Source organism: Duganella sp. GW821-FHT01E12, assembly GCF_059422325.1.
Window position 1 is genome coordinate 380,552 of sequence record NZ_JBWKWR010000003.1, and the last position, 23,072, is coordinate 403,623.

The 23,072-nt window shown below is 66.9% G+C and carries 15 protein-coding genes; 4 read left to right on the plus strand and 11 right to left on the minus strand.

What is annotated here, in order from left to right; translation table 11 throughout:
- Positions 1–2: 2 nt before the first annotated feature.
- Positions 3–5,021 (minus strand): response regulator, encoded by a 5,019-nt coding sequence (locus AC07WS_RS11640; RefSeq protein WP_494729217.1) that lies wholly within the window; start codon positions 5,019–5,021, stop codon positions 3–5.
- A gap of 118 nt (positions 5,022–5,139) precedes the next feature.
- Between AC07WS_RS11640 and AC07WS_RS11645 the strand changes: the two genes are divergently transcribed.
- Complete coding sequence (locus AC07WS_RS11645) at positions 5,140–6,090, plus strand: 2-hydroxyacid dehydrogenase (RefSeq protein WP_494729218.1); 951 nt, start codon at positions 5,140–5,142, stop codon at positions 6,088–6,090.
- Positions 6,091–6,099: 9 nt separating this feature from the next.
- Here the strand turns inward: AC07WS_RS11645 and AC07WS_RS11650 are convergent, their stop codons facing one another.
- The 6 genes from AC07WS_RS11650 to AC07WS_RS11675 all read right to left on the minus strand — a co-directional run bounded on the left by AC07WS_RS11650 (position 6,100) and on the right by AC07WS_RS11675 (position 10,361).
- The gene (locus AC07WS_RS11650; protein ID WP_494729219.1) at positions 6,100–6,930 is read right to left on the minus strand and encodes a hypothetical protein; all 831 of its coding nucleotides are present in this window, start codon (positions 6,928–6,930) and stop codon (positions 6,100–6,102) included.
- 87 nt (positions 6,931–7,017) lie between these two features.
- Positions 7,018–7,803, minus strand: coding sequence for a GGDEF domain-containing protein (locus tag AC07WS_RS11655; protein ID WP_494729220.1), 786 nt, complete (start codon positions 7,801–7,803; stop codon positions 7,018–7,020).
- Entirely contained in the window at positions 7,803–8,189 is a 387-nt protein-coding gene (locus AC07WS_RS11660) for a DUF1987 domain-containing protein (protein WP_486065409.1), read from the minus strand. The genes AC07WS_RS11655 and AC07WS_RS11660 overlap by 1 nt, the downstream gene beginning before the upstream one ends.
- 17 nt (positions 8,190–8,206) lie before the next feature.
- The gene (locus tag AC07WS_RS11665) at positions 8,207–8,764 is read right to left on the minus strand and encodes a SiaB family protein kinase (protein ID WP_117010815.1); all 558 of its coding nucleotides are present in this window, start codon (positions 8,762–8,764) and stop codon (positions 8,207–8,209) included.
- Positions 8,765–8,775: 11 nt separating this feature from the next.
- On the minus strand, positions 8,776–9,990 hold the full coding sequence (locus tag AC07WS_RS11670; protein WP_494729221.1) for a SpoIIE family protein phosphatase: 1,215 nt from the start codon (positions 9,988–9,990) through the stop codon (positions 8,776–8,778).
- 113 nt (positions 9,991–10,103) lie between these two features.
- A complete protein-coding gene (locus AC07WS_RS11675) occupies positions 10,104–10,361 on the minus strand; it encodes a hypothetical protein (RefSeq protein ID WP_494729222.1) in 258 nt (85 codons plus the stop codon).
- A 187-nt stretch (positions 10,362–10,548) separates the two neighbouring features.
- On the opposite strand from AC07WS_RS11675, the gene AC07WS_RS11680 reads away from it, so the two are divergent.
- A complete protein-coding gene (locus AC07WS_RS11680; protein WP_494729223.1) occupies positions 10,549–12,192 on the plus strand; it encodes a methyl-accepting chemotaxis protein in 1,644 nt (547 codons plus the stop codon).
- 59 nt (positions 12,193–12,251) lie between these two features.
- Here the strand turns inward: AC07WS_RS11680 and AC07WS_RS11685 are convergent, their stop codons facing one another.
- Entirely contained in the window at positions 12,252–13,400 is a 1,149-nt protein-coding gene (locus tag AC07WS_RS11685; protein WP_494729224.1) for a helix-turn-helix transcriptional regulator, read from the minus strand.
- A 201-nt stretch (positions 13,401–13,601) separates the two neighbouring features.
- Between AC07WS_RS11685 and AC07WS_RS11690 the strand changes: the two genes are divergently transcribed.
- On the plus strand, positions 13,602–14,585 hold the full coding sequence (locus AC07WS_RS11690; protein ID WP_494729225.1) for a hypothetical protein: 984 nt from the start codon (positions 13,602–13,604) through the stop codon (positions 14,583–14,585).
- A 124-nt stretch (positions 14,586–14,709) separates the two neighbouring features.
- The gene (locus AC07WS_RS11695) at positions 14,710–15,579 is read left to right on the plus strand and encodes a type 1 glutamine amidotransferase domain-containing protein (protein ID WP_494729226.1); all 870 of its coding nucleotides are present in this window, start codon (positions 14,710–14,712) and stop codon (positions 15,577–15,579) included.
- A gap of 4 nt (positions 15,580–15,583) precedes the next feature.
- Here the strand turns inward: AC07WS_RS11695 and AC07WS_RS11700 are convergent, their stop codons facing one another.
- From AC07WS_RS11700 to AC07WS_RS11710, 3 genes are all read right to left on the minus strand, one after another.
- Entirely contained in the window at positions 15,584–17,701 is a 2,118-nt protein-coding gene (locus AC07WS_RS11700; RefSeq protein WP_494729227.1) for a TonB-dependent receptor plug domain-containing protein, read from the minus strand.
- 62 nt (positions 17,702–17,763) lie between these two features.
- Positions 17,764–21,888: an EAL domain-containing protein gene (locus AC07WS_RS11705; protein WP_494729228.1), complete on the minus strand. Its 4,125-nt coding sequence runs from the start codon at positions 21,886–21,888 to the stop codon at positions 17,764–17,766.
- On the minus strand, positions 21,888–23,021 hold the full coding sequence (locus AC07WS_RS11710; protein ID WP_494729229.1) for an ABC transporter substrate-binding protein: 1,134 nt from the start codon (positions 23,019–23,021) through the stop codon (positions 21,888–21,890). Before AC07WS_RS11710 ends, AC07WS_RS11705 begins: the two co-directional genes overlap by 1 nt.
- Positions 23,022–23,072 lie beyond the last annotated feature (51 nt).

Here is a 23,072-nt window from a genome sequence, read left to right on the forward strand (position 1 = left end):
TGCTAGCCGGTTTGCGCCAGGTCGGCGACGCGGGCGGGCGGCCCGTCCATGTTCTGGCGCGCGCTTTCCATCACGACGTCGAACGCTTGCGCGAAAGCCCTCAGCAATTCGGTCAGCGCAGGGGGATCGTCCCGCAAACGGTCTTCCAGCAAGGTCGCCGTTTCAAACAACTCTGTTGCCGAGATGTTACCGGCGGCGCCGCGTATCTTGTGCACCTGGTCGGCCGCTTTCAGGAATTCGCCGCGGTGGATTGCATCTTGAATCTGTTGCAAACTCGCACCGAAATCCTTGGCGAACAGGCCGAGCAGGCGCAACAGCAGGCGGCTCTGGCCGCCCAGCCGCTCCATCGCCGCCTCCATGTCGATGCCGCGCACCGCGATGAACGGGGCGCTCTCCTGGGCGCTGCGCAGCGGCGCCATGTCGGCCGCTTCGACCCGCGCCTGGCTCGGCTCGACCCAGGTCGCCAGCACCGCGTACAGGGTGTCGGGGTCGATCGGCTTGGTGACGTAGTCGTTCATGTCCATCTCCAGGCAGCGCTCGCGGTAGCCGGCCACCGCGTGCGCGGTCATGGCAATGATGGGCAGCTTGCCATGGACCTCGTCGGCGCGGATCAGGGCCGTGGCCTGGTAGCCGTCCATGTCCGGCATCTGGATGTCCATCAGCACCGCGTCGTAGGCGCCGGCGGCGGTCATGCGCGCGGCCTCCTCGCCGCTGGAGGCCAGGTCCACCTTGACGCCGGCGCGCTGCAGGATCTCGCTGGCCACCTGCTGGTTGATGCTGTTGTCGTCCACCACCAGCACGTGCGCGCCGCGGATGCGCTGCACCGCCAGCGACGGCGGCGCCGCCAGCTTGATCGCCGGTTGGCCGCTGTCCATGCCCAGCGCCGCCAGCAGCGCGCCGCGCAGCAGGTAGGGATTGGCCGGCTTGTCGATGAAGGGCATCAGGCGGCTTTGCTCGGCGGTCGCGCGATCCTGCTCGCGCGCGTAGGCGGTCACCATCAGCACCGCCGGCACGGCCGCCAGCTGCGGCTCGTCGGCGATGCGGTGCAGGGTTTCGATGCCGTCCAGGTCCGGCATGTCGGCGTCCATCATCAGGATGTCGTAGTGCTCCAGCTGCATGGCCGCCACCGCCGCCGTGCCCGAGGCCACGGCGCGCGGCTTCAGTCCCATGCTGGCCAGCTGGATCTTGAGCATGTGGCGCACCGCCTCGCTGTCGTCCACCACCAGCACGCGCTTGCCCAATACCGACGGCGGCAGCGGCGCCTGGCGCGGCGTCTGGTCGGCGGCCGGCTGCAGCGCCACGGTGAAGCTGAAGCAGCTGCCCACGCCAGGTTCGCTGTCGACCTGGATCACGCCGCCCATCTTGCGCACCAGCTGCTGCGAGATGGCCAGCCCCAGGCCGGTGCCGCCGTACAGGCGCGTGGTGCTGGCGTCGGCCTGGGCGAAGGCCTGGAACAGGCGCGCCTGCTGCTCGCTGCTGATACCCAGGCCGCTGTCCTCGACCACGAAGCGCAGCGCGATGTGGCCTTCGGCCGGCACCGGCGCGCCGTGGTCGCGTTCCACGCGCAGCTCGATGTGGCCGCGCGCCGTGAATTTGAGCGCGTTGCCGACCAGGTTGACCAGGATCTGGCTCAGTCGCAGCGGGTCGCCCGTCAGGTTGGACGGCACGTCCGGCGCGGCCCAGATCACCAGCTCCAGCCCGCGCTCGGCGGCGCGCCACGCGAACAGGTCGGCCAGCTGGCTCAGGGTGTCGGGCAGGTCGAAGGGCAGGGCCTCCAGTTCCAGCTTGCCCGATTCGATCTTGGAGAAATCCAGCACGTCGTTGATGATCTCCAGCAGGCTCTGGCCGGCGCGGCCGATCTTGCGGAAGTAGTCCAGCGGCTGCGGCGGCAGGTCCAGGTGCGTGCCCAGGCCGGCGAAGCCGAGGATGGCGTTCATCGGCGTGCGGATCTCGTGGCTGATGTTGGCCAGGAAGTCGCTCTTGGCGCGGGTGGCCGCTTCGGCGTTGGCGCGCGCCTGTTCCAGCAGCCGCAGCGCGCGCGCCTTCTGGTAGGCCGAGACGAACGGCTCCTTCAGCGCCTTGAGCAGATCGAGGTCGCTGGCGGCGAAGGCGGCGCGGTACTGATAGTTCTTGAACACCAGGTAGCCTTCGACCTGGCCGTCGAGCACCACCCGCACCGCCAGCAGCGCGCAGACGTCGCCGGGCAGCGACCGTTCGTGGTGGACCTCGAAGATGTCGGGCGCGATCATGCAGTCGGCCGGCGCGTAGCGCAGTTCGGCGTGGCGCAGGTCGATGTTGTAGGCATCCGCCGCGGCATCGATGCGGCCCCAGGCCGCGCGCAGCGACAGCGTCTCCGTGCCGGCCTCGCGCACCAGCGCGATCGCCGAGTCGACGCCTTCGATAACGGTCGACTCGTGCAGGATGGTGTGCAGCAGCGCGTCGAAATCGAGCTGCTCGTTGATCGACTTGACGATGGCGTTGAGCTTTTCCAGATGCTGGGTGCGCGAGTAGACCAGCGCCTGCAACTGTTCGCCCTTGTGGTGCAGCTGGCGCACGCGCCAGCGCACCAGGCCCCAGGTCAGCAGGCAGGCGGCGGCGAAGTAGCCGATCCACGCCCACCAGGTCTGGTGCCAGGCCGGCAGCACCAGCACGCGCAGTTGCAGCTCCTCGGTGTTCCACATGCCTTCGCGGTTGCTGCCGCGCATGCGCAGGCGGTAGGCGCCCGGCGGCAGATGGGTGTAGGAGGCGATGCGGCGGCTGGCGTCGGCCTCCACCCAGCGCTGGTCGAAGCCTTCGAGCAGATAGGCGTAGCGGTTGCGCTGCGGGGACGAGAAGTCCAGCGCCGCCATCTCCACTTCAAAGCCCTGGGTCTCGGGCTTGAGCGTGAGCGTCGGCCCCTGGTCGCTCGCCAGTTGGTCGGGCGTGAGTGCGTGCTGGTCGCGCCGCACCGCGCTGATCACCAGCGGCGGCCGATAGCTCCAGTCGTTCAGCCGCCCCGGATAGACCACCGCCATGCCGGCGGTGGCGCCGAACACCAGGTCGCGTTCCGGCGTGACCGTGCTGGCGCCGATGAAGAAGGTGCGGAACGCCAGGCCGTCGGCGCGGGTCAGCGCGCGCGCCTTGAGCGTGGCGGCGTCGATCACGGCGATGCTGTCGGAGGTGGCGGCCCACACCCGGCCCACGGGATCGGCCTGCAGCGACATGATGGTGCCGGTCGCCAGCCCGGCCAGCGTGTCGACCCGCCGGAACAGGGGCGCGCCCTGCGCATCGCGTCCGGTCATCACGCAGATGCCGCCGCCGTAGGTGCCCACCCACAGGCGGCCGCGCGTGTCCAGCACCAGCGAGGTGACCACCGCTTCCGACAGCGCGGTCGGCAGGGCCGGATTGGCGCGGATCTGTTCCACCTTGCCGCTGGCCGGGTCCAGCCAGTTCAAGCCGTTGCGGGTGGCGATCCACAAACCGCCGGCCGCGTCGGCCACCACGGCGTGGATGCGGTTGTCGGTCAGGCCGCCGGTTCCGGCCGCGCCCTGCACATAGCGCCTGACCGTGCCGGCGGCCGGATCGTAGCGCAGCAGGCCGTCGAAGGTGCCCAGCCAAAGTTCGCCCTTGTGCTTGAGGATAGTGCCGATGCGCGGGTAGGGATTCGATTCGGGCAGCGCGATGCGTCGCACCTGGCGCGCCTGGCCGCGGGTGCGGTACAGGCCAAGCTGGGTGCCGATCCACGCCTCGCCGCTGTCCGCTTCGGCCAGCGACAGCACCATCCGGTTGGGCAGCGCGCTGTCGGGGCGGGCGGGGTCGGGGCGCAGCGCGGCGCGGCGCGTGCCGTCGGCGTGCACGATATCGATGCCCTGGTCGGCCAGCGCGATCCACACCTGACCCTGGCGGTCGGTCATCAGGGCGGTGACCGCCGCTTCCGGCGCGCCCTCGGCGCCGAACACCGAATCGACGCTTTCGTTGTGGGGATCGAACACGTCGACCCCGCGCTCGGTGGCCACCCAGAGGATGCCGCTGCGGTCGCGCAGCAGGGCGGCGGTGCGGTCGTTACTGAGGCTGAAGGCCACCGCCGGCTGGTGCAGGATGCGGTGCCCATGGCCGCCGCGGAACTCGACCACGCCGCCGCCGTAGGTGCTGGCCCACCAGTTGCCGGGCGTGGCCTCGATCACCGCCAGCACCATATTGGCCTGGAACTCTTTGACGCCGGCGAGGTTGAGCAGGTGCCCGCGGTCGGCGCCCGGATCGACCACGCCGACGCCGCTCTTCAGCGTGCCGAAGGCGATCTGGCCGAAGCTGTTCTCGCCCAGCGACATCACGGTGTCGCTCCAGCCGCCGTGGCCCTCGGCGCCGACGGCGACCGGGGTGATGGCGCCGCCGTCGCGCAGGCGCGACAGGCCGGTGGCTGTGCCTATCCACAGCGTGCCGGCGCGGTCCACCAGCAGGGCGCGGACCTGGTTGTCCGGCAGGCCGGGATATTCTTCGTGGCTGTAGAGCCGCACCGAGCCCTGCACGGTGTCGTAGTATTTGAGGCCGGCCGGCGTGCCCACCCACAGATTGCCCTTGGCGTCGCTGGCGATGGCGCTGATCGGCCCCTTGCCCAATTCGTCGCTGGGGCGGCTGAATTGCTCGTTGTGGCGGTCGAACATGCTCAATCCCGCGGCGGCGGTGCCGATCCACAGCCGGCCGCGCACATCGACGTGCAGCACCTGGATAAAGTCGCCGGGCAGCGAGGCCGGATTGGCGGCGTCGTGGTGGAAGCTACGCATATGATAGCCGTCCCAGCGCGCCAGGCCGCTCTGGGTGCCGACCCAGATGTAGCCGTCGCCGTCCTGCGCCAGCGCCATGCCGACCGGATGGGGCAAGCCTTGCTCCAGGCCGAGGTGCTCGAACAGGGGTGTGGCCAGCTGGTCCCAGCGACCCGGGGCTGCGACGGCGGCGCCGCACAACATCATGCAGGTCGCCAGCGCGGCGCACAGCCAGCGGCGCGCGGCGAGACAGCGGTGCTGAGTGAGGGCGTGGACGTTCAAATCGAGGCGCGCTCCAGGAAGGTACTTCCAGCATACGGAAATGCCGACAGAAAGTCTACGCAAAGCGGCCGTAATCCGGCGCCCCTTGTACAATCGCCACATGGACACGAAAGGCGATATGAAACCTGAAATATTGGTGCTGGCGGCGAGTCCGTCGGCGGCGGTGATGGCGCAGCTGGAACTATCGTTTCACTGCCATCACCTGTGGCGCCAGCCCTGCGAGGCGCAGCCCGAGTGGCTGGCCGGCGTGGCGGCAGGCATACGCGGGGTGTTGACGACCGGCGCGATCGGCATCGGCCCGGCGTTGCTGGAGCAGTTGCCGCGGCTGGAGATCGTCGCCGTCAACGGCATCGGCGTGGACGCGGTGGCGCTCGATGTGGCCCGCGCGCGTGGTATTTTTGTTACCAACACTCCCGGCGTGCTGACCGACGACGTGGCCGATTTGGCACTGACGCTGTTGCTGTCGGCGGTGCGCCGCCTGCCGGCACTGGATCGCCATGTACGCAGCGGCGCCTGGGAGCGTGGCGTGCCGCTGGCGCCCACGCGCGCCCTGCGCGGCAAGGTGTGCGGCGTGTTCGGTTTCGGCCGCATCGGGCAGGCGGTGGCGGCGCGGGCGGCGGCCTTCGGCATGCGCACGCGCTACTTCCAGCCGCGCGCGGTCGACGGCGTGGCGGTCGACCGCTGCGACTCGCTGCTGGAGCTGGCGCGGGCCAGCGACTATCTGGTGGTGTGCGCGCCCGGCGGCGCGGCCACGCGGCACGCCATCGACGCGCAGGTGTTGGCGGCGCTGGGAGCGGAGGGCACGCTGGTCAATGTATCGCGCGGGTCGCTGGTGGACCAGGAGGCGCTGATCGTGGCGCTGCGCGGCGGCACGCTGGGCATGGCGGCGCTGGACGTGTTCGACAACGAGCCGCACGTGCCGGCCGCGCTGCGCGAGCTGGAAAACGTGGTGCTGACCCCGCACGTGGGCAGCCTGACCGTGGAGACCCGCCACGCCATGGGCCAGCTGGTGGTCGACAACCTGCTGGCCCACTTCGGCGGCCGGCCGCTGTTGACGCCCGTGCCATGACTCTCCTCGCTATTTCGGCGCGGGCGCGAATCGCATCTCGAAGTCAACGCCGGTTACGTGGCGATTCGCCGGGGTGAGTTGGATCGGGTTGGGGCCGTTGATCTGGGCCGCCACGAGTTCGCCGAACCCGAACGCCGGACCTGGGGTGAACGCAGCAGGTATCGGCGACGCGACAACGGTTAAGGTCTTGCCCAGCAGCGCGCCCTTGATTGTGTACGGGACGATATAGAAGTCGGCGTCGGCTGACTTGACGGTGCCTTCGAGGCCGACGGCCTCCACGGTGACTTTGTCGAATGGGAATTGGCCGGGATTGGTGATCGTCACCTTGGTATCTGCGTTGATTGCAAAGTGCGTCGTGCCGAGCGGCGCCGCCAGGTTCTTGGGCCACCGGATGCTGCCGCTGATGCTCGCTTCATCCAGGACCACCTTGGCGCTCACGTTGTAGTAGAAGGACCAGAACTCGGCATCGCCTTCGCCTGTCACCGAAGTGTTCACCGTGAGGACGAGATCACCGTTGTCGTGAATGGAAAGGCCGGTCGACGAGATGACCCACTGGCCCCAGGTATCCTCCTCGACGATGTTGGCCATACTGGCGCTCGTCGCCGCCTGCAACAGAACGCCGGAGATCCGGTCGATCGTTACTTGAACGACGGCGTCGGTCTCTGACGTGCTCTTGCCGATACCCAGGAAACCGGAACTCCCCTCGGCGCGTTGCCTTTGCACCGCGATACCGGAATAGATGAACAACCAGACATTGGGTTCGGCCGTCAGGACCGAGACCTTTTGGGGAAGCTGAACCTGATTGCTGTCAGCGACGTTCAAGTTGATGGTGTTTGCCATTTGCCTTCCTCCTGCCGCGAATTGAACTGAGCGTTTCCACTCTTAGAACGTAAAACGTGCACAAAAGTTCAATCTGTTTTTGCAAGGTCAATGGCAAGGAGCTGGTACGTCTCCGGGCGCCGGCGGCGTGGCGGCGGGATGCGGCGGCGGCAGCAGCGCGTGCACCTTGACGCAGTTGCGGCCGGCGCGCTTGGCGGCGTACAGCGCTTCGTCGGCGTGGCTGTAGGCGGTTTCGAAGCTGGTGCCGGCGCGGTTCCAGCTCAGGCCCACGCTGGCCGTGATCTGGCGGTCGATCGGCGCGGCGAACACCTGGTCGGCGATGGCGTCGCAGATGCTGGCCGCCACCTGCTGCGCCTCGTCGATGGAACTGGTCGGCCACACCACCGAGAACTCCTCGCCGCCGACCCGGCCTATCGCCACCTCGGGACCGAGCAGCTCCTGCAGGCAGCGCACCACGGTCTGGATCACGGCGTCGCCGGCCGGGTGGCCGAAATCGTCGTTGACCCATTTGAAGTGGTCGATATCGAGCACGATCAGCGCCATGTCGCCGCGCTCCAGGCAGCCGCTGGCCTGCTCGATGACGGCCGCCCGATTCAGCGCGCCGGTCAGCGGATCATGGGTGGCGCGGTATTCCAGCTGCTGTGCCAGTTCGTGCAGCTGGCGGTTCATCTGGTTCATATCCAGCTCGGCGCGGTCGCTGCGGCGGATCAGGCGGCGGCTCTCGCGCATCAATCGCTCGTAGTGGACGATCATCTCGGCCAGCGCGGCGCGGGCGTCGGCGCGCGGATCGGCGTGGGCCGCCCTGGCGTTGGCCAGCGCCGCGCTTTCCAGCGCAAACAGGTCGGCCTCGTCGCGGCCGGGGATGGTCATCATCAGTTGCTCACTGGGTGGTCGTGGAAGTCCAGCGCGCCGAAATCGTCCTGCAGCTCCTGGCCGAATTCGAGGATGGTGTCGTCGTCCTCGTCGTGGTACCAGTTCAGGCGCACCTGGTTGCCGTCCATGGCGGCCTTGTTCAGCGCGTCGAAGAAGGAGAACAGCATCTTGGTGCTGGAGCTGTTGAAGTAGGCCAGCGAGACGTTGACCGTGATGCTGGCGTCGTGGCAGGCGTCCAGGTAGGCCTGCACGCGCGCGATCACCGGGCCGTAAAAGGCGGCGGCGTTTTCCGGATACGACTCGCCCTTGATCGACAAGGTGTCCTGGTCGAAGCGGAAGTCGATTTCCGGCGAGGTGGGCGAGGCGCTGATGTAGAGTGGTTCCATGACTGTTCCAGTACTTTTTAAATTATCGCTTTGATGCAGAACACCGTGGTGTCCGGGTTGTGCGCTTCCTGCACGAACTCGAACTCCAGCGGTTCGCTGGCGTCGCGCGCCATGGTCAGGAAGCCCAGGCCCGCGCCCTTGCTGTCGGCCGGCGTCTCGTCGCGCAGCGCCTTCTTGTAGGCGGACTTGATCTCCTCCATCGTCATCGTGTGCAGCGGCTCCAGGCGGCTGCGGATGCGCTCCACATTCGCGCTGTCGACCGGATTGGCGCACAGCAGGAAGAAGCTGTCGTCCTTCATGCCGATGCAGAAGGAGCCGCGCCGCATCTGGTTGTCGCTTTGTTCGTGCGGCGTGAGCGTGTCCGACGAGTAGTGCATGATGTTCTGCGACATTTCGACGAAGGACGAGAAGATGCGCCGCCGCGTCGGCCCCGCCGCGCCGGCCGTGTCCAGCCGCGCCTTGATGGTCTCCGATATGGCGGCCACCACGTGCTGCGAGAAATAGCCCACGTAGAAGAAGATGATGTGGCGCTTGCGGGCCACGTCCCAGAAATCGTTGAATTCTTCGTACAGCAAAATCGGCGCTCCTATGGGCGGAAACAGAAAAAGGTCAGGTCGTCGCGGCGCGGTTGTTCGCCTTGCCAGGCCTGGTAGTCGGCCAGCATGGCGTCGCTGACGTCGCGCGCGCCGGCGCCGCGCTGGGCCAGCAGCACGTCGCGCATGCGGCGCTTGCCGTAGGCGATGTCCTTGGCGCCGCCGATCTGGTCGATCAAGCCGTCGGTGGTCAGGAACAGCAGGCTGCGTTCCGCGACCGTGATGGTCTTGTTGGTCCAGGCGTAATCGAGCGGCGTGTCGACGTAGCCCACGCCCATGCGGTCGCCGTCCACCGTCTGCACCGCCTGCTGGCCGGGATCGAGCTGGAACAGCGGCAGCTTGGCGCCGGCGAAGTGCAGCTGGCGGCTGGCGTTGTCGAACCACAGGAAGGCCGCGTCCATGCCGTCGTTGGAGGCGGGCGCGCCGTGCAGGCCGTGGCGCTCGTCGACCTGTCCCAGCATGCTCTTGACGCCGCGATTGACTTCGGCGATCAGCGCGGCCGGATCGCGCGGACCCAGTTGCTGCAGGGCTTGCGCCAAAGTCGACGAGGAGATCAGCGTCATGAAGGCGCCCGGCACGCCGTGGCCGGTGCAGTCGGCGATGGCGGCGAACCAGCCGTCCGGGTAGCGCGCGAAGTGATAGAAGTCGCCGCCGACGACGTCGCGCGGCTGCCATTCCAGGTGGGCGTCCTTCAAGGCCTCGGCCAGCGCCAGGTCGGAGGGGCGCAGCAGCGAGCGCTGGATCACGCTGGCGTAGTCGATGCTGTGCATGATCTGGCGGTTCTTCTCGGCCTGCATATTGGCCACCACGTTCATCAGCTGCAGGCCGAAGCCGACGCCGGCTAGGCCGCCGTCGCGGGTGACGATGAAGCCGTCCGCCAGCGCCTTCTCGCCCGATTCGACGGCGCGGAAGGTCAGTTCCTCGATGCTCATGGCGGCGTCGACGATCAGCGGTTCCTTGTCCATGAAGGCGATGCAGCTCTTCTTGCCGTACAGCTCGTGGTAGAAGGGCTTGGACATCTGCGACATGAAGATGTTGCGACTGATGAGGCCGATAGGGCGGTCGCCTTCGATCACCGGCAGGCTCATCAGGTCGCGGCGTTCGGTGAACAGTTCCAGCACGCTGAAGTTGCTGGTGTCGGACGGCACCGAGACGCTCTCCACGCACAGGTCGGCGGCGACGGACAGGCGGAAACGGGGCAGGTGCAAACGAGAGGCGTTGAACTCCACGGGCTGTAACCTTTGGTTGACTTCAGTGCCCGTAATGCTAGTGGGAAATTATTACCGGGCTATTACATCTTAACCAAAAGAAAACTATGTTATCAGTCTGCGCATAGCGCCAGCATGAAGCCCAGATGCTGGCTGATGGCGTCGCGTTCGGCGTCGATGCGCTGCGGCTCGCCCTCGGCGGCGAATTCCTCGCGGATGGCGTGGCATTGGGCCAGCGTGGCGTCGAGCGAGCGCAACATGCCGTGCAGGCCGGCCTCGTTGTACCAGATGTGCAACAGCTTGCTCAGCGCGAGCACGGCGTCTTGTTCGGATTGCAGCAGTTCGGCGTCGGCGATAGGGTGTGTGCTCACGATTTTCATAGGAGGCGAGTGTGTGGAATCAGTATATACGAGTCATTCGAAAAGTTACCCTTGAAAAATACCTATTGTTTCGTAATAAACATATGCGAATAAATTGCCGTACGGTAATAACGCCGTCATATTTGCCGGGCATACTGGGGTCATCTTGATTGAAACGCACTTCTTTTATTGAAAAGTTATGAAAATCCAAAGCCTGAATACCGGTGTACGCGTGATGGCCTCGTTTGCCGCATTGTTGTTTTTGATGGCGTGCATGTCGGCGGTGGCCTTGTGGCGTTTGCAGACGGCCAACGACACCGCCTCCAACCTGGTCGATGAAAAACTGGCCAAGCAGCAGCTCACTTCCGAGCTGCTCGGCATCACCGAGTTGAACGGCCTGCGCGCCACCTCGATCGCCCGCAGCGACAGCCTGGAAGTGGGCGACATCTTCCAGGCCCAGCTGACCGCCGGCGAGAAGCTGGCCACGACGATGGAAGGCAGGCTGGCCGCGCTGCCCGCCCACGGCGCCGAAGCAGAACTGCTGCGCGCCGTGGCCGCCCGCAAGGGCGCCTATCTGGCGCTGCGCGCGGAGCTGTTCAAATTGAAGGACGGCGGCCGCACCCAGGAAGTCGGCGATCTGCTGGACAACAAGATGGCAGTGGTGTTCCAGGCTTACACGGGCGCGCTGGGCAAGCTGCTGGCCTACCAGACGCAGCAGGCGAAAGAGCTGGCCGGGCAATCGGCCAGCCAGTTCCACGGCAGCCGCGTGCTGCTGGCCGGCATGGGCCTGGCGACCCTGGCGCTGGGCGCGGTGTTGGCGCTGGCGCTGACCCGCAGCATCGTGCATCCGCTGCGGCGCGCGGTGACGCTGGCCGAGCAGGTGGCGGCTGGCGAACTGCACGTGGCCATCCAGCACGGCCGCAGCGACGAGATGGGCCAGCTGTTCGACGCGCTCAGCCACATGACCGGCCGCCTGGCCGACACCGTCGGCCGCGTGCGCGACGGCGCGGTGGCCATCGACGCGGCCTCGCGCGAGATCGCCAACGGCAATATGGATTTGTCGCGCCGCACCGAGCATCAGGCCGGCGCGCTGGAGGAAACGGCGTCGGCGATGGTGGAGCTGACGTCGGCCGTCAAGCAGAACAGCGGCAATGCGCGCCAGGCCAACCGCCTGGCCGAATCGGCGTCGGACGTGGCGGGCAGGGGCGGCAAGGTGGTCTCGGAAGTGGTGCAGACCATGGCCAGCATCAACGAGTACGCGCACAAGATCGTCGACATCACCAGCGTGATCGACGGCATCGCCTTCCAGACCAACATCCTGGCATTGAACGCGGCGGTGGAGGCGGCCCGCGCCGGCGAGCAGGGACGCGGTTTCGCCGTGGTGGCGTCCGAGGTGCGCAACCTGGCGCAGCGCTCGGCCAGCGCGGCCAAGGAGATCAAGCAGCTGATCAACGAGTCGGCCGAGCCCATCGCCAGCGGCAGCGAGCTGGCGCAGACGGCCGGCGCGACGATGGAGGAAATCGTGCTGAGCGTGGAGAAGGTGACCAGCATCATGTTGGCCATCAGCGCCGCCAGCGCCGAGCAGGAACACGGCATCGAGCAGGTCAACGCCGCCATCAGCGACATGGACGAGGTGACGCAGCAGAACGCTGCGCTGGTGGAGGAAGCCGCAGCGGCGGCCGATGCGATGCAGGACCAGGCGCGCGAACTGGCGCAGCTGGTGGGCTCGTTCAAGGTTGACGGCGCGGGATGGGGCAGGCAGCGCGTGCACCAGCTGCCGCCGGTCGCGCCGCGCAGCGTTTTGCCCGCGCCAACTGCGGCCCCGCTGCGCCGCGCAGCCTGAGCGCACGCGCGCGGTTCGCAATTGAATTCAAGCAGGCCAACGCCCGTCTACACATATGCTCAAGCGCATACGATCGCTGGAGTAGTTCCGGCCACGGCGACCATCGACAGTGTTCCTAGCAGTTGGACAAGTTCGGCTTGGCGCCGGGTTCCGGTTTTCTGGAACACCGCGCTTAACTGGGTCCGCACAGTGGCCATGGAAACGCCCAAGCTCGCGGCCAAAGAGCTTGGCGTACCGCCGTGCAAGATGCCTAGCGCAATGCGCGCTTCCGATGCGGTCATGCCGTAGAGCTGCTGCAGCAATATCCCCGGCGTGTCGAATGGCGTGTGCACATCACGCAGTAGCACCAGCGCCAGCGGCGAGCGGCCGCCGCCCGACGGCGTGTGGTGTTCTGGTAAAGGCGCGACCAGGATCTGAAGCGAGACTCCATCAACGCAGCCTGCAAGCATCGCACCGGCCACGCGCCGTGGCTCGCAGCCGCAGGCGTGCGCAAGCAAGTGGGCGAGATGAGGGCCATCGACACCCGTGAGGACAAGACGTTCCGCTGTAGCGTTGACACAACGATGCTGTCGCAAGGCCGTCTCCGCCGCTTTATTTGCCAGGACAATACGGGCGGTAGCGTCAACAACCAACAGCGGTGTTTGCAAGCCCGCCAGCACATCGGCACATATCGATTTTTCGATGGCGAGTGCACTGAAACGGCGACGCAGAAGTAAAGCGCGCCGGATATGAGGAAGCACTTCGCAGAGTTCCGACGGCGCACACCAGGAATGTGCCTCGTTTAAGCCAAACTGAAACACCAGAAAACTATCGCCAGTGCCGTCGCGAACGAGTGGTGTGGCAATGATCGAATCAAGACCATAGTCACGCATGAATTCCTGATAAAAAGGGCTACGGCTAATCATCCGCGAATTCAAGTGCTGGCGGTCAATATACCAGCCGTCCAGCGCGATCCGGTCGATAATATCGCGAGTGGGGTCAAGCGCATGGTAATAATCGGAAAATTGCTGGCGGCACTTTTGCGGCAATTCTATACTTTCATGTAGTACAGTTATATCGCTTACTCGGTCCCAAGTGGTCAAGGCGACGTGTGCACTCCCGGCAATTAGACGTAGCGAGTTTAAAGCGTCTTGCCATGCCGCAGGTGCGGTGATTCCCTCATAAAATTGTTCGATGGCGCTGTTGGCGAGGCGTGCAAGACTAGTCATAGCTATTCCCAATGTGCCGCTAAGGCGCACGCAAAATAAACAACGCCAACTCATTCAGATGAATGATGACGTGACGCTCTCTCGATTCTACGCTCAACACCGATGGACATCGATACCGCCGCAGCCAAACCAGGCGTGTGACGCGAACGGACAACTTCCATCAAACAATAATTCTTCAGTTGCCTTTATCAGGAGAGCGCCATGCCAGATGACAAAATCACAGTACTAGATATCAAGCCAGGTTTGTTCCCCACGGACGTGCAGGATGCTATCAACGCCGCCGCGTCGCAAGGGGACTTATTTTCGGTGAACGGCATACGCGCGTTCGGCGGACAGGTTCTGAAAGCCGGCGTCGTAACATTTCAGCCAAATTCAAAGCTTATCCTCAACGGCTACGACCACCCTTGGGTTGCCATAGTGACGGATCAATTGCAGTTCGTGGACACAAGTAAGGACGCAACGTTGAAGCTTACCGTTGATTGGCAGCCCAATATATATCAACCACCACCGGCTCCACCAGCTCCAGCGAAGGGCTATAAGGCGGGCGTGACCCAGGATGGCCCACGTGGGACAAATGGCGCGCGTGGTAGTGACGGCGCCCATGGTGACGATGCGCCGGCCGCTCCGAAACTGTATATCGTGTGCGGCGGCGTCGCTGACAAGCAAAGCCAACCCGTCCCCGCCGCATTGAAATTGTCCGTGATCGCAAATGGCCACTCTGGCAGTAACGGCGCCAATGGCGGCACTGGTGGCGCTGGCGGAGACGGCGGAGACGGTGGAGACGGGGAAATGGACGGAGGCTTCATTCCAAGCTGTAGACATGCTGCCAGTAATGGCGGGCCCGGTGGCCTGGGCGGACAAGGTGGAGCCGGCGGGCGCGGCGGCAACGCGGCTTCTGGCGCCGACGTAGTGCTTGTAGGGCCACAGGACGCGTGGGTGGCCCTTTCTTATGCGGCGTTCGAGATCAATCCCGGCACTGTGGGACAAGGCGGCTACGCAGGGTCTTCGGGACCGTCCGGTCGCGGTGGCGCAAGAGGAGCTCACCCAGGAAGTTGCGGCGGCGGAGAACAAGGCCAAACTCCAGCAACGCCTCCGACTCCGCATGACCAGGCGCCCCATGGAGCGGAAGGGCGCATCGGGATCATCACCAAGGTGATCGACAATAATGTCGCACGATTCTTTTGAAGGCCCCAATAGCAGAAATCGGTACGCGGCAAAACCTGCTTGGGCCGTCTGGTGGCCTGGTTTTTTCGATTTGCGGTAGCTCACCGGCTGTAGAATGAACGCGTGCCGACCACGCGTTCATACCATGACCCATTCCCGCCGCATCCTCATTCCGCTGCCGCTGCAGGACTTCGACCCGACCGAAGTCGCGCTGAGCTGGCGTATCCTGCGCGACGCCGGCCACCGCATCGAGTTCGCCACCGTCGATGGCACGCGCGGCCATGCCGATCCGATCATGCTCAGCGGCGAAGGACTCGATCCCTGGGGCTGGCTGCCCGGCCTGCGCAAGCTGCGCCTGTTCGGCCTGATGCTGCGGGCCGACCATCATGGCCGCCGGGCCTATGCCGCGTTGGAGCACGACCCGGCCTTCCTGCAGCCTGGGCGCTTTCAGGACGTGAGCGCGGCGCAGTACGACGCCCTGCTGCTGCCGGGCGGCCACGCCAAAGGCATGCGGCCCTACCTGGAGGACAAGGTCTTGCAGGCCGTGGTGGCGGACTTCTTCGACAGCGGCAAGCCGGTGGCGGCGGTGTGCCACGGCGTGCTGCTGGCGGCGCGCTCGGTCTCGCCGCGCACGCAGCGTTCGGTGCTGTACGGCCGCAAGACCACGGCGCTGACCTGGAAGCTGGAACGCAGCGCCTGGGATCTGACGCGCTTTCTGGCGCGCTTCTGGGACCCCGGCTATTACCGCACCTACGGCGAAAGCCAGGGCGAGCCTGCGGGCTATTGGAGCGTGGAGCAGGAAGTGAAGCGCGCGCTGGCCGCGCCGGCCGACTTCATCGACGTGCCGCCCGGTGCGCCGGACTACTTCCGCAAGACGGGCGGCCTGGTGCGCGACCGCGCCGGCGACGACCGCGCCGCCTGGGTGGTGCGCGACGGGAACTACCTGTCGGCCCGCTGGCCGGGTGACGTGCACACTTTCGCGCGCCGTTACGCCGAGCTGCTGGCCGAACCGTAAGCCATCACATTTTGTACGAAGCCTGCAGCGAGATCGTGCGCGGCGCCATCGGCAGGTCGTGCGGCAGTGTCAGGCCCGGCGCGGGGCTGGGCTCGCGCACGTCGGCGTTGAAGGCGTTGCGCAGCGCCAGCGCGAAGTTCCACTGATTGCGGCCGTTGCGGGTGGCCAGCGTCAGGTCCACGGTGGTGTAGTCGGCGATCGCGGAACGGGCGTCGCCGAAGGCGCGCTCGCGGCCCGCCACCCAGTTCAGCTGCATGCCGGCCTGGTAGCCGCTGGCGTAGGCCCAGTCGGCGCGGCCGTAGGCGTGATGCCGCGGCGCGTAGCCGGCGTCGGTGTGCGTGGTCTGGTCGGTCGAGCGCTGCCACGCGTAATTGCCCGACAGGTGCAGGTCGCGTGTCACGTTCCAGTTCGATTCCAGCTCGATGCCGTGGCCGCGCTGGTCGCCGGTGTTGGCGTAGGTGGCGCCGGTGCCCGGCACCGGATTGGCCACGGTGCGGATGATGTTCTTCATATCGTAGCGATAGAAGGTCAGGTTGACGGTGGCGTCGGTGCGGGCCTGCCAGTTGAAGGACATCTCGGTGGTGGCGTTGCGCTCCGGCTTGAGGTTCGGATTGCCCAGCGCGACCGGATTGCTGATGCCGTAGCTCTCCAGGAAGGCCGGTGCGCGGAAGGCGCGGCCGTACAGCAGCTTGGCGGTCAGGTCGAAGCTGGCGTCCCACACCAGCGCCAGGCGCGGATTGGTGGTGCCGCCGAAGTCCGAGTAGTGGTCGTGGCGGATGCCGGCCGTCAGGTTCCAGTCCTTGGCGAAGTTCCATTCGTCCTGGAAGTACAGGTAGTCGATCTTGCGCCGCTCGGGGCGCAGGAAGGGCGTGGTGTGGGTGGTGTCTATCACCGCCGGCAAGGGGATCGGCGTGCCGTTGGCCGCGTAGTTGAAGTTGCGCCATTCATGCACGCGGTACAGGTCGATGTCGTCGTGGCCGGCGCCGACGCGCAGGTGGTGATCGTTGAAGCCGCTGTAATCGGCGTAGCCGGACAGGCGGTAGGTGCGCTCCCACGTCTCCGGCACGCCGATCATGCCGTTCGTGAAGGTGCCGGTCGGGAAAGTCGCGCCGGGCGGCAGCAACTGGTACCAGGCGTTCACTTCCTGCGAATATTGCTGGGTGCTGAGGCTGGCGCCCAGGCCCCAGTCGCGCGTGAGCTGCGGATCGGCCCAGGCCAGGTTGCTGGTGATGCGTTCGCTTTGCTGGCGGCCCACCGGGTCCAGCGCCGAGGCGATGCCGGCGCCGGTGCCCATGTCGTAGCGTTTCTTGTAGCCGAGGCGGGCGCGCCACTGGCCGTAGATCAGGTCCAGGTTGCCGTCGATGGCCTTGTACTGGTTGTTGAGCTGGCCGGGCGCCAGGCTGGCGTGGGTCTTGAACAGCTTGTCGTTGCGGCTTTGCGCGTCGGCCTCGACGATGCGGTCGCTGCCGTCGGTCTGGCCCGCGCGCAGATAGGCCGCCACCTCGACCGGGCCGAGCTTGCCGCCGTGCTGCACCCAGCCGTCGTAGCTGTTGAAGGTACCGGCGCGGGCGCCGACCTCGGTGCCCGGCACTTCGCCCGGCCCCTTGGTGATGATGTTGATCACGCCGGAGTAGGCGTCGGAACCATACAGCGCCGAGCCGGGTCCGCGGATGATTTCGATGCGGGCGATGTGCTCGACCGGATAGCCGGCCCAGATGTTGCCCTTGTTGCCGATGTAGGCGGTGGTGATGGGCACGCCGTTTTGCAGCATCAGGATCTGCGGCGTATAGGCGCTGACGATGCCGCGCACCACATACAGCGGCGAATTGCTGTTGGGCGTGCGGTTGACGTGCACGCCGGGCACGCCCTCGAGCACCTGGTCGAGATCGGTCGCGCCCATGGCGGCGATGTCGGCCGCCGTGATGACGGTGGCCACGGCCGGCGCGCGGCGCAGCGTCTGCAGATTGCCGGTAGCGATGCTGACGCTGTCGCTGGCCCCATAGACCAGCGCCAGTTCGTCCTCTTCGCTCACGGGGTCGGCGTGCACCATGCCGTGGATGGTTAGCAGCGGCAGGGTGAGTGCCGCAGTCCTGTACAGCCGGTGGGCGCTCAACGCTTTCAAAATGCTATCTCCTGTTACTTTTTTTTGATTCTAGCCTGCCCGCTGTTGTCGATGTGTAAAAATTAGCAGATCTTGGCCGCAACTGTTGTAGCCGTGTCTACATGTCGTCGTACCAGCTCGGCAAACTGCTCGGCCGGCACGGCGGGACTGAGGTAGAAACCCTGCATCAGATCGCACTCGCGGCCCTGCAGGAACTGCAGCTGGGCCGCGGTCTCCACGCCCTCGGCCACCACTTCCAGGCGCAGGCTGTGGGCCAGCGCGATGATGGCGCTGATGATGGCGGCGTCGTCGGCGTCCTGCGGCACGTCGCGCACGAAGGAGCGGTCGATCTTGATGATGTCGACCGGGAAGCGCTTGAGGTAGGACAGCGAGGAATAGCCGGTGCCGAAGTCGTCGATCGACAGCCGCACGCCCAGCGAGTGCAGGCGGTGCAGCGCGGCCAGCGTGTCCTGGGCGTTCTCCATCAGCGTGCTCTCGGTGATCTCCAGCTCCAGCAGCTGCGGCGGCAGGCCGGTGTCGGCCAGCACCGCCTCCACCGAGGCGGCGAAATCCTTCTGCAGCAACTGGCGCACCGACAGGTTGACCGCCACCCGCATCGGCGGCAGGCCGGACGCCAGGAACTGCTGCAGCTGGGCGCAGGCGGTGCGCAGCACCCAGTCGCCCAGTGGATTGATCAGGCCGGTTTCCTCGGCCAGCGGGATGAACTCGACCGGCGCGATCATGCCGCGGGTCGGATGGCGCCAGCGCACCAGCGCCTCCATGCCGATGATCTTGCCGCTGCACAGGCTGGCCTGCGGCTGGTAGTACACCTCCAGCTGCTGCTGTTGCTCCATGGCGCGGCGCAGGTCGCTCTCGAGCCGCACATGCTCGGAGATCGAATGCTCCATCGACGCCTCGTAGAACTGGAAGCCGGTGTTGGTGCGCTTGGCGCGGTACATGGCGCTGTCGGCGTGCTTGACCAGCGTGGCGACGTCGCCGCCGTCGTGCGGGTACATGGCGATGCCGACGCTGGCGGTGACGAAGATGTCGTGGCCGTCGATCGGGAAGGGCGCCGACAGCACGCGCACGATGTTGTGGGCGGCGGTGGCGGCCGCGGCCGGGTTGTCGAGCTCGTTGAGCACGACGGTGAACTCGTCGCCGCCCAGGCGCGCCACGGCGTCGTCGGCGCGCACGGTCTGGCGCACGCGCTGGGCCACGGCCTGCAGCAGGCGGTCGCCGACGTCATGGCCAAGGTTGTCGTTGACGTATTTGAAGCGGTCCAGGTCCATGAACAGCACCGCCACCTGGCGGCCGTCGCCGGCCACGCGGGCCTGGTCGATGCTGGCGGCCAGCAGCTCGAAGAACAGGGTGCGGTTGGGCAGGTTGGTCAGCACGTCGTTGTAGGCCAGGTGGCGGATGCGCTTCTCGGCGCGGTTGGCCTCGATGATGCGGCGCACCCGCTGCGACAGCACGGCGTAGTGGATGGGCTTGGGGATGTAGTCGCTGGCGCCGGCCGCGAACGCGCGCTCGACCGAGGAATTGTCCTGCAGCGCGGTGATCATCAGCACCGGCACGGCGCCGGCGTTGGGCAGCTCCTGCATGCGGGCGCAGGCGGTGAAGCCGTCCATCACCGGCATCATCGCGTCCATCAGGATCACGTCGGGCTGGAAGCGCGCCAGCATCGCCAGCGCGGCGGCGCCGTCGGCCGCCTCCTCGACATGGAAGCCGTCGCGCTGCAAGGTGTGGCGCAGGGTGCTGCGGGTGCTGCGGTCGTCGTCCACCACCAGCACTTGCGGGCGGTCGTCGGCCGCCTGCGGCAGCAGCGGGGCGGCGTCGCTGATCTCGGCGTGCAGGAAGGCGGCCAGCGCCTCGTAGTGGGCGCGCAGCGGCGCCAGCAGCGGTTCGATCTGTTCCGGCTGGCGCTCGGCCGCGAAGTGCTCGGCTTGCTGCGCCAGTTGCGCCAGCGTCTCGGCGCCGAAGTTGCCCGACGAGCCCTTGAGCGCATGGGCGCGGGCGCGGGCGGTGGCCATGTCGCCTTGCTGCACCGCTTGTTCCAGCTCCTCCAGGCAGGCCGGCGTGTCTTCCAGGTAGGGCGTGACGGCGTGCGGCAGGGTGTCGCCCAGCACTTCGCGCAGCTTGTCGAACACGGCCGGGTCGACCGGGCAGGGGCCGCCGTAGCCGCGCGCGGCGCCGGCGTAGGCGGCCGCCGGCGGCTGCATGGGCGCGGGCAGCGGGCCGCCGTGCGGCAGCCATTTTTCCAGCTTGTGGCGCAGCTCGACCAGCGTGATCGGCTTGGCCAGGTAATCGTCCATGCCGGCGGCCAGGCATTTCTCGGCGTCGCCGGCCTGGGTGTTGGCGGTCATCGCCACCAGCGGCGTGCGCCGGCCCATGGCCAGCTCGGCCAGGCGGATGTGGGCCGTGGCTTCGTAGCCGTCCATCTCCGGCATGCTGCAATCCATCAGGATCAGGTCGAAGCGCTCGCGCTGGGCGGCGCGCACGGCCTCGACGCCGTCGGCCGCGAACTCGCAGACGCAGCCGTTCATCGCCAGCATGCCGGCGGCCACCATCTGGTTGGTGCGGTTGTCCTCGGCCACCAGCACGCGGAACTGGCGCTCCGGCATCGGCACCGGCGTGAGCGTGGGGGCGGGCAGCGGTGCGAGCGGCGCGCCGACGGGCGGGCGCATCGGCAGCGGCGGCGCCGCCACCTGTTGCTGCGCCGCGCGGCACAGGATGGTGAAGCGGAAGGTGGTGCCGGCGCCGGTCACGCTGTCGACGTCGATCCGGCCGCCCAGCAGTTCGACCAGCTGCTTGCAGATGGCCAGGCCCAGGCCGGTGCCGCCGTAGCGGCGCGTGGTGCTGGGGTCGGGCTGGACGTAGGCCTCGAACAGGTGGCGCCGCACCTCCTCGCTCATGCCTATGCCGGTGTCGCGCACTTCGAAGCGCAGGCCGAACGCGGCGCCGGGCGCCAGCGCGACATTGACCGCCACCTCGCCGTGGTCGGTGAACTTGACGGCGTTGCCGATCAGGTTGATGAGGATCTGGCGCAGGCGCAGCGAATCGCCGGCGATGCGGGCCGGCACCTCGGGCGCGACGGTCCAGTTCAGCGCCACGCCTTTCTGCTGGGCCGGACGGGCCACCAACTCCAGCACCTCGGACAGCAGGGTGCCGAGGCAGAACTCGGTCTCCTCCAGCTTGAGCTTGCCCGCCTCCATCTTGGAGAAGTCGAGGATGTTGTTGATCAGCGCGATCAGCGTGCGCGACGAGTTCCACGCCACGTCGACGAACTCCTGCTGGCGCGGCGTGAGGCGGGTTTCCTTGAGCATGTCGAGCATGCCGACCACGCCGTTGAGCGGGGTGCGCACCTCGTGGCTGACGGTGGCCGCGAACTGCGCCTTCATCTGCGCCATGTTGACGGCGGCGTCGCGCGAGTCCTTCAGTTCGGCCTCGCGCTGCTCCAGCACGTTCATCATCTGGTTGAAGGCGTGGGCCATCTCGATCAGGTCGCGCGGTCCGGCCGGCGCGGCGCGCATGCCCGATTCGCCCGACTCGGCGCGGCGCATCAAGGTCGACAGCGCGTTGAGCGGATTGATCATGTGGCGCGTCAGCAGCCGGCCCAGCACCAGCAGCACCACGGCGAACGACAGGGTCAGCGCCAGGTTGCCCGCCAACAGCGACCAGGTCAGCTGCTTGAGCGTGTGCTTGGCGATCTGCACGTGCACATAGCCCAGCAGCTGCTGCTGGTGTTCCTGCAATTCGAACGGCGACGCTTCGCTCTGGCCGCCGTACACCGGCGCGGCGAACAGCCAGCCGTCGGAGGTCTCGCCGACCAGGCCGGCGTGCGCGGGCACCGGCTGGTTCAGGTTGGCGACGTCGAGGGTCGCGCCCGCCACGACCTTCGACAGCAGCACCTTGCGTTTGGCGTCCATGATCTGCAGCGCCGCCACGTCCGGGAAGGACAGCGTGGAGTTGACCACCTCGCGGGCGTTCTCGGCCGAATGAAACAGCAGCGCCAGCGTGCTCTGGCGCGCCAGATTGTCGGCGATGCGCTGGCCCTGGCCGATGAAGTAGTCGCGCATGCGGGCGTTCGCTTCCCACGAGTTCATCAGGGCGGAGAACACGGCCAGCCCAAGAATGGCGCCGGAAACGATGACGGTCAACTGTCGCTGGAAACCGGTACGGCGGAGGAAATTACGGACTATGGAGATCATCAGGGCTGCGGATAGACAAAGTCAAAACTGCGCTGTTGCAAGGCGCCCAGGTTGAGGCCGATGTGGCTGGCGGTGCGGAGGTTGATGGCGGTCTGCAGCTCGCGCAGCGGCACCAGCGGACGGCGCCGCACGTCGCCGGCGATCACGCCCAGCGCCGAGGCGGCCAGCGTGCGGCCCAGTTCGACGTTGTCGGGCACCATGGCGAACAGCGCGCCTTTCTTCACGTGCAGCACATTGCTGGAGAACAGCGGCACGCCGCTGTTCCACGATTCGCGCAGCACCAGCGGCAGGATGGTGCTTTCCTCGACGGTGGTGCTGTCGTGCGGCAGCCAGACGGCGTCGTGGCGGGCGTCGGCGGCGGCGATCAGCTGCGGATACAGCTGGGCGGCGCGGGCCATGTCGCCGGCCACGTGGGCCTGCAGCTCCAGCCCCTGCGCCTTGGCCGCCTCGCGCGCCAGCTTGACCAGCCATTCGGACTTCTGCGGGTTGTAGACCACGATCACCCGCTTGAGCTCGGGCAGCAGCGCGCGCAGGCGCGAGAACAGCATGGCCGGGTCGGGCGTCATGCTGATGCCCATCACGTTCTCGGCGTCCGACAGCAGCAGCACGCCGCCGGCAAGCACGGCGATCTCGCGGTCCAGGCCGGCGGTGGCGTTCAAGCCCTGGCGGCCCAGCGCGATCACCACCTTGGTGCCGTTGCGCTTGAGCATGGCGTTCAGCTCGGCGGTGTCGACCTTGGGATCGACCGGGTAGCTGCGCACCTTGAGCTTGGTGCGTTCCTCGATGCCCTGGATCATGGCGATGAAGGCCGAGCGGAACGGTTCCTCCACGTTCGGATAGACCACCGCGATGCTGCCCTTGCCGATCGACGCCTGCAATTCGGGGCGGCGCAGCTGGTCTTCCAGCTGGGCCAGGGTGACGGGGCGCACGTCGGCGCGCCAGGGCGCCTGCGTGGGCGGCGCCAGCGGGTCGGCCGGCGCCAGCAGCATGCCGCCGTGGGCGGCGCTGGCGCTGACCAGGGCTATGCCCGCCGGCATCACGCCGCCGGCCGCGTGGGTCGCGCCGGTCACGCTGGCCAGCAGCAGGGCGCCGGCGTGTCTCAGTCGCCGCAGATTCAATATTGTGTTTTTCATCATACTATCTTTGCTGCATGGCTACCGCGGCGCCAGGACGGGCCCGCTTAA

Excerpts from the sequence above, each read along its gene's own strand:
- AC07WS_RS11660 (WP_486065409.1), bottom strand. The coding sequence starts at position 8,189 with ATGGAACCACTCTACATCAGCGCCTCGCCCACCTCGCCGGAAATCGAC.
- AC07WS_RS11680 (WP_494729223.1), top strand. The coding sequence starts at position 10,549 with ATGAAAATCCAAAGCCTGAATACCGGTGTACGCGTGATGGCCTCGTTT.
- AC07WS_RS11685 (WP_494729224.1), bottom strand. The coding sequence starts at position 13,400 with ATGACTAGTCTTGCACGCCTCGCCAACAGCGCCATCGAACAATTTTAT.
- AC07WS_RS11705 (WP_494729228.1), bottom strand. The coding sequence starts at position 21,888 with ATGATCTCCATAGTCCGTAATTTCCTCCGCCGTACCGGTTTCCAGCGA.
- AC07WS_RS11650 (WP_494729219.1), bottom strand. The coding sequence starts at position 6,930 with ATGGCAAACACCATCAACTTGAACGTCGCTGACAGCAATCAGGTTCAG.
- AC07WS_RS11695 (WP_494729226.1), top strand. The coding sequence starts at position 14,710 with ATGACCCATTCCCGCCGCATCCTCATTCCGCTGCCGCTGCAGGACTTC.
- AC07WS_RS11655 (WP_494729220.1), bottom strand. The coding sequence starts at position 7,803 with ATGATGACCATCCCCGGCCGCGACGAGGCCGACCTGTTTGCGCTGGAA.
- AC07WS_RS11710 (WP_494729229.1), bottom strand. The coding sequence starts at position 23,021 with ATGAAAAACACAATATTGAATCTGCGGCGACTGAGACACGCCGGCGCC.
- AC07WS_RS11690 (WP_494729225.1), top strand. The coding sequence starts at position 13,602 with ATGCCAGATGACAAAATCACAGTACTAGATATCAAGCCAGGTTTGTTC.
- AC07WS_RS11645 (WP_494729218.1), top strand. The coding sequence starts at position 5,140 with ATGAAACCTGAAATATTGGTGCTGGCGGCGAGTCCGTCGGCGGCGGTG.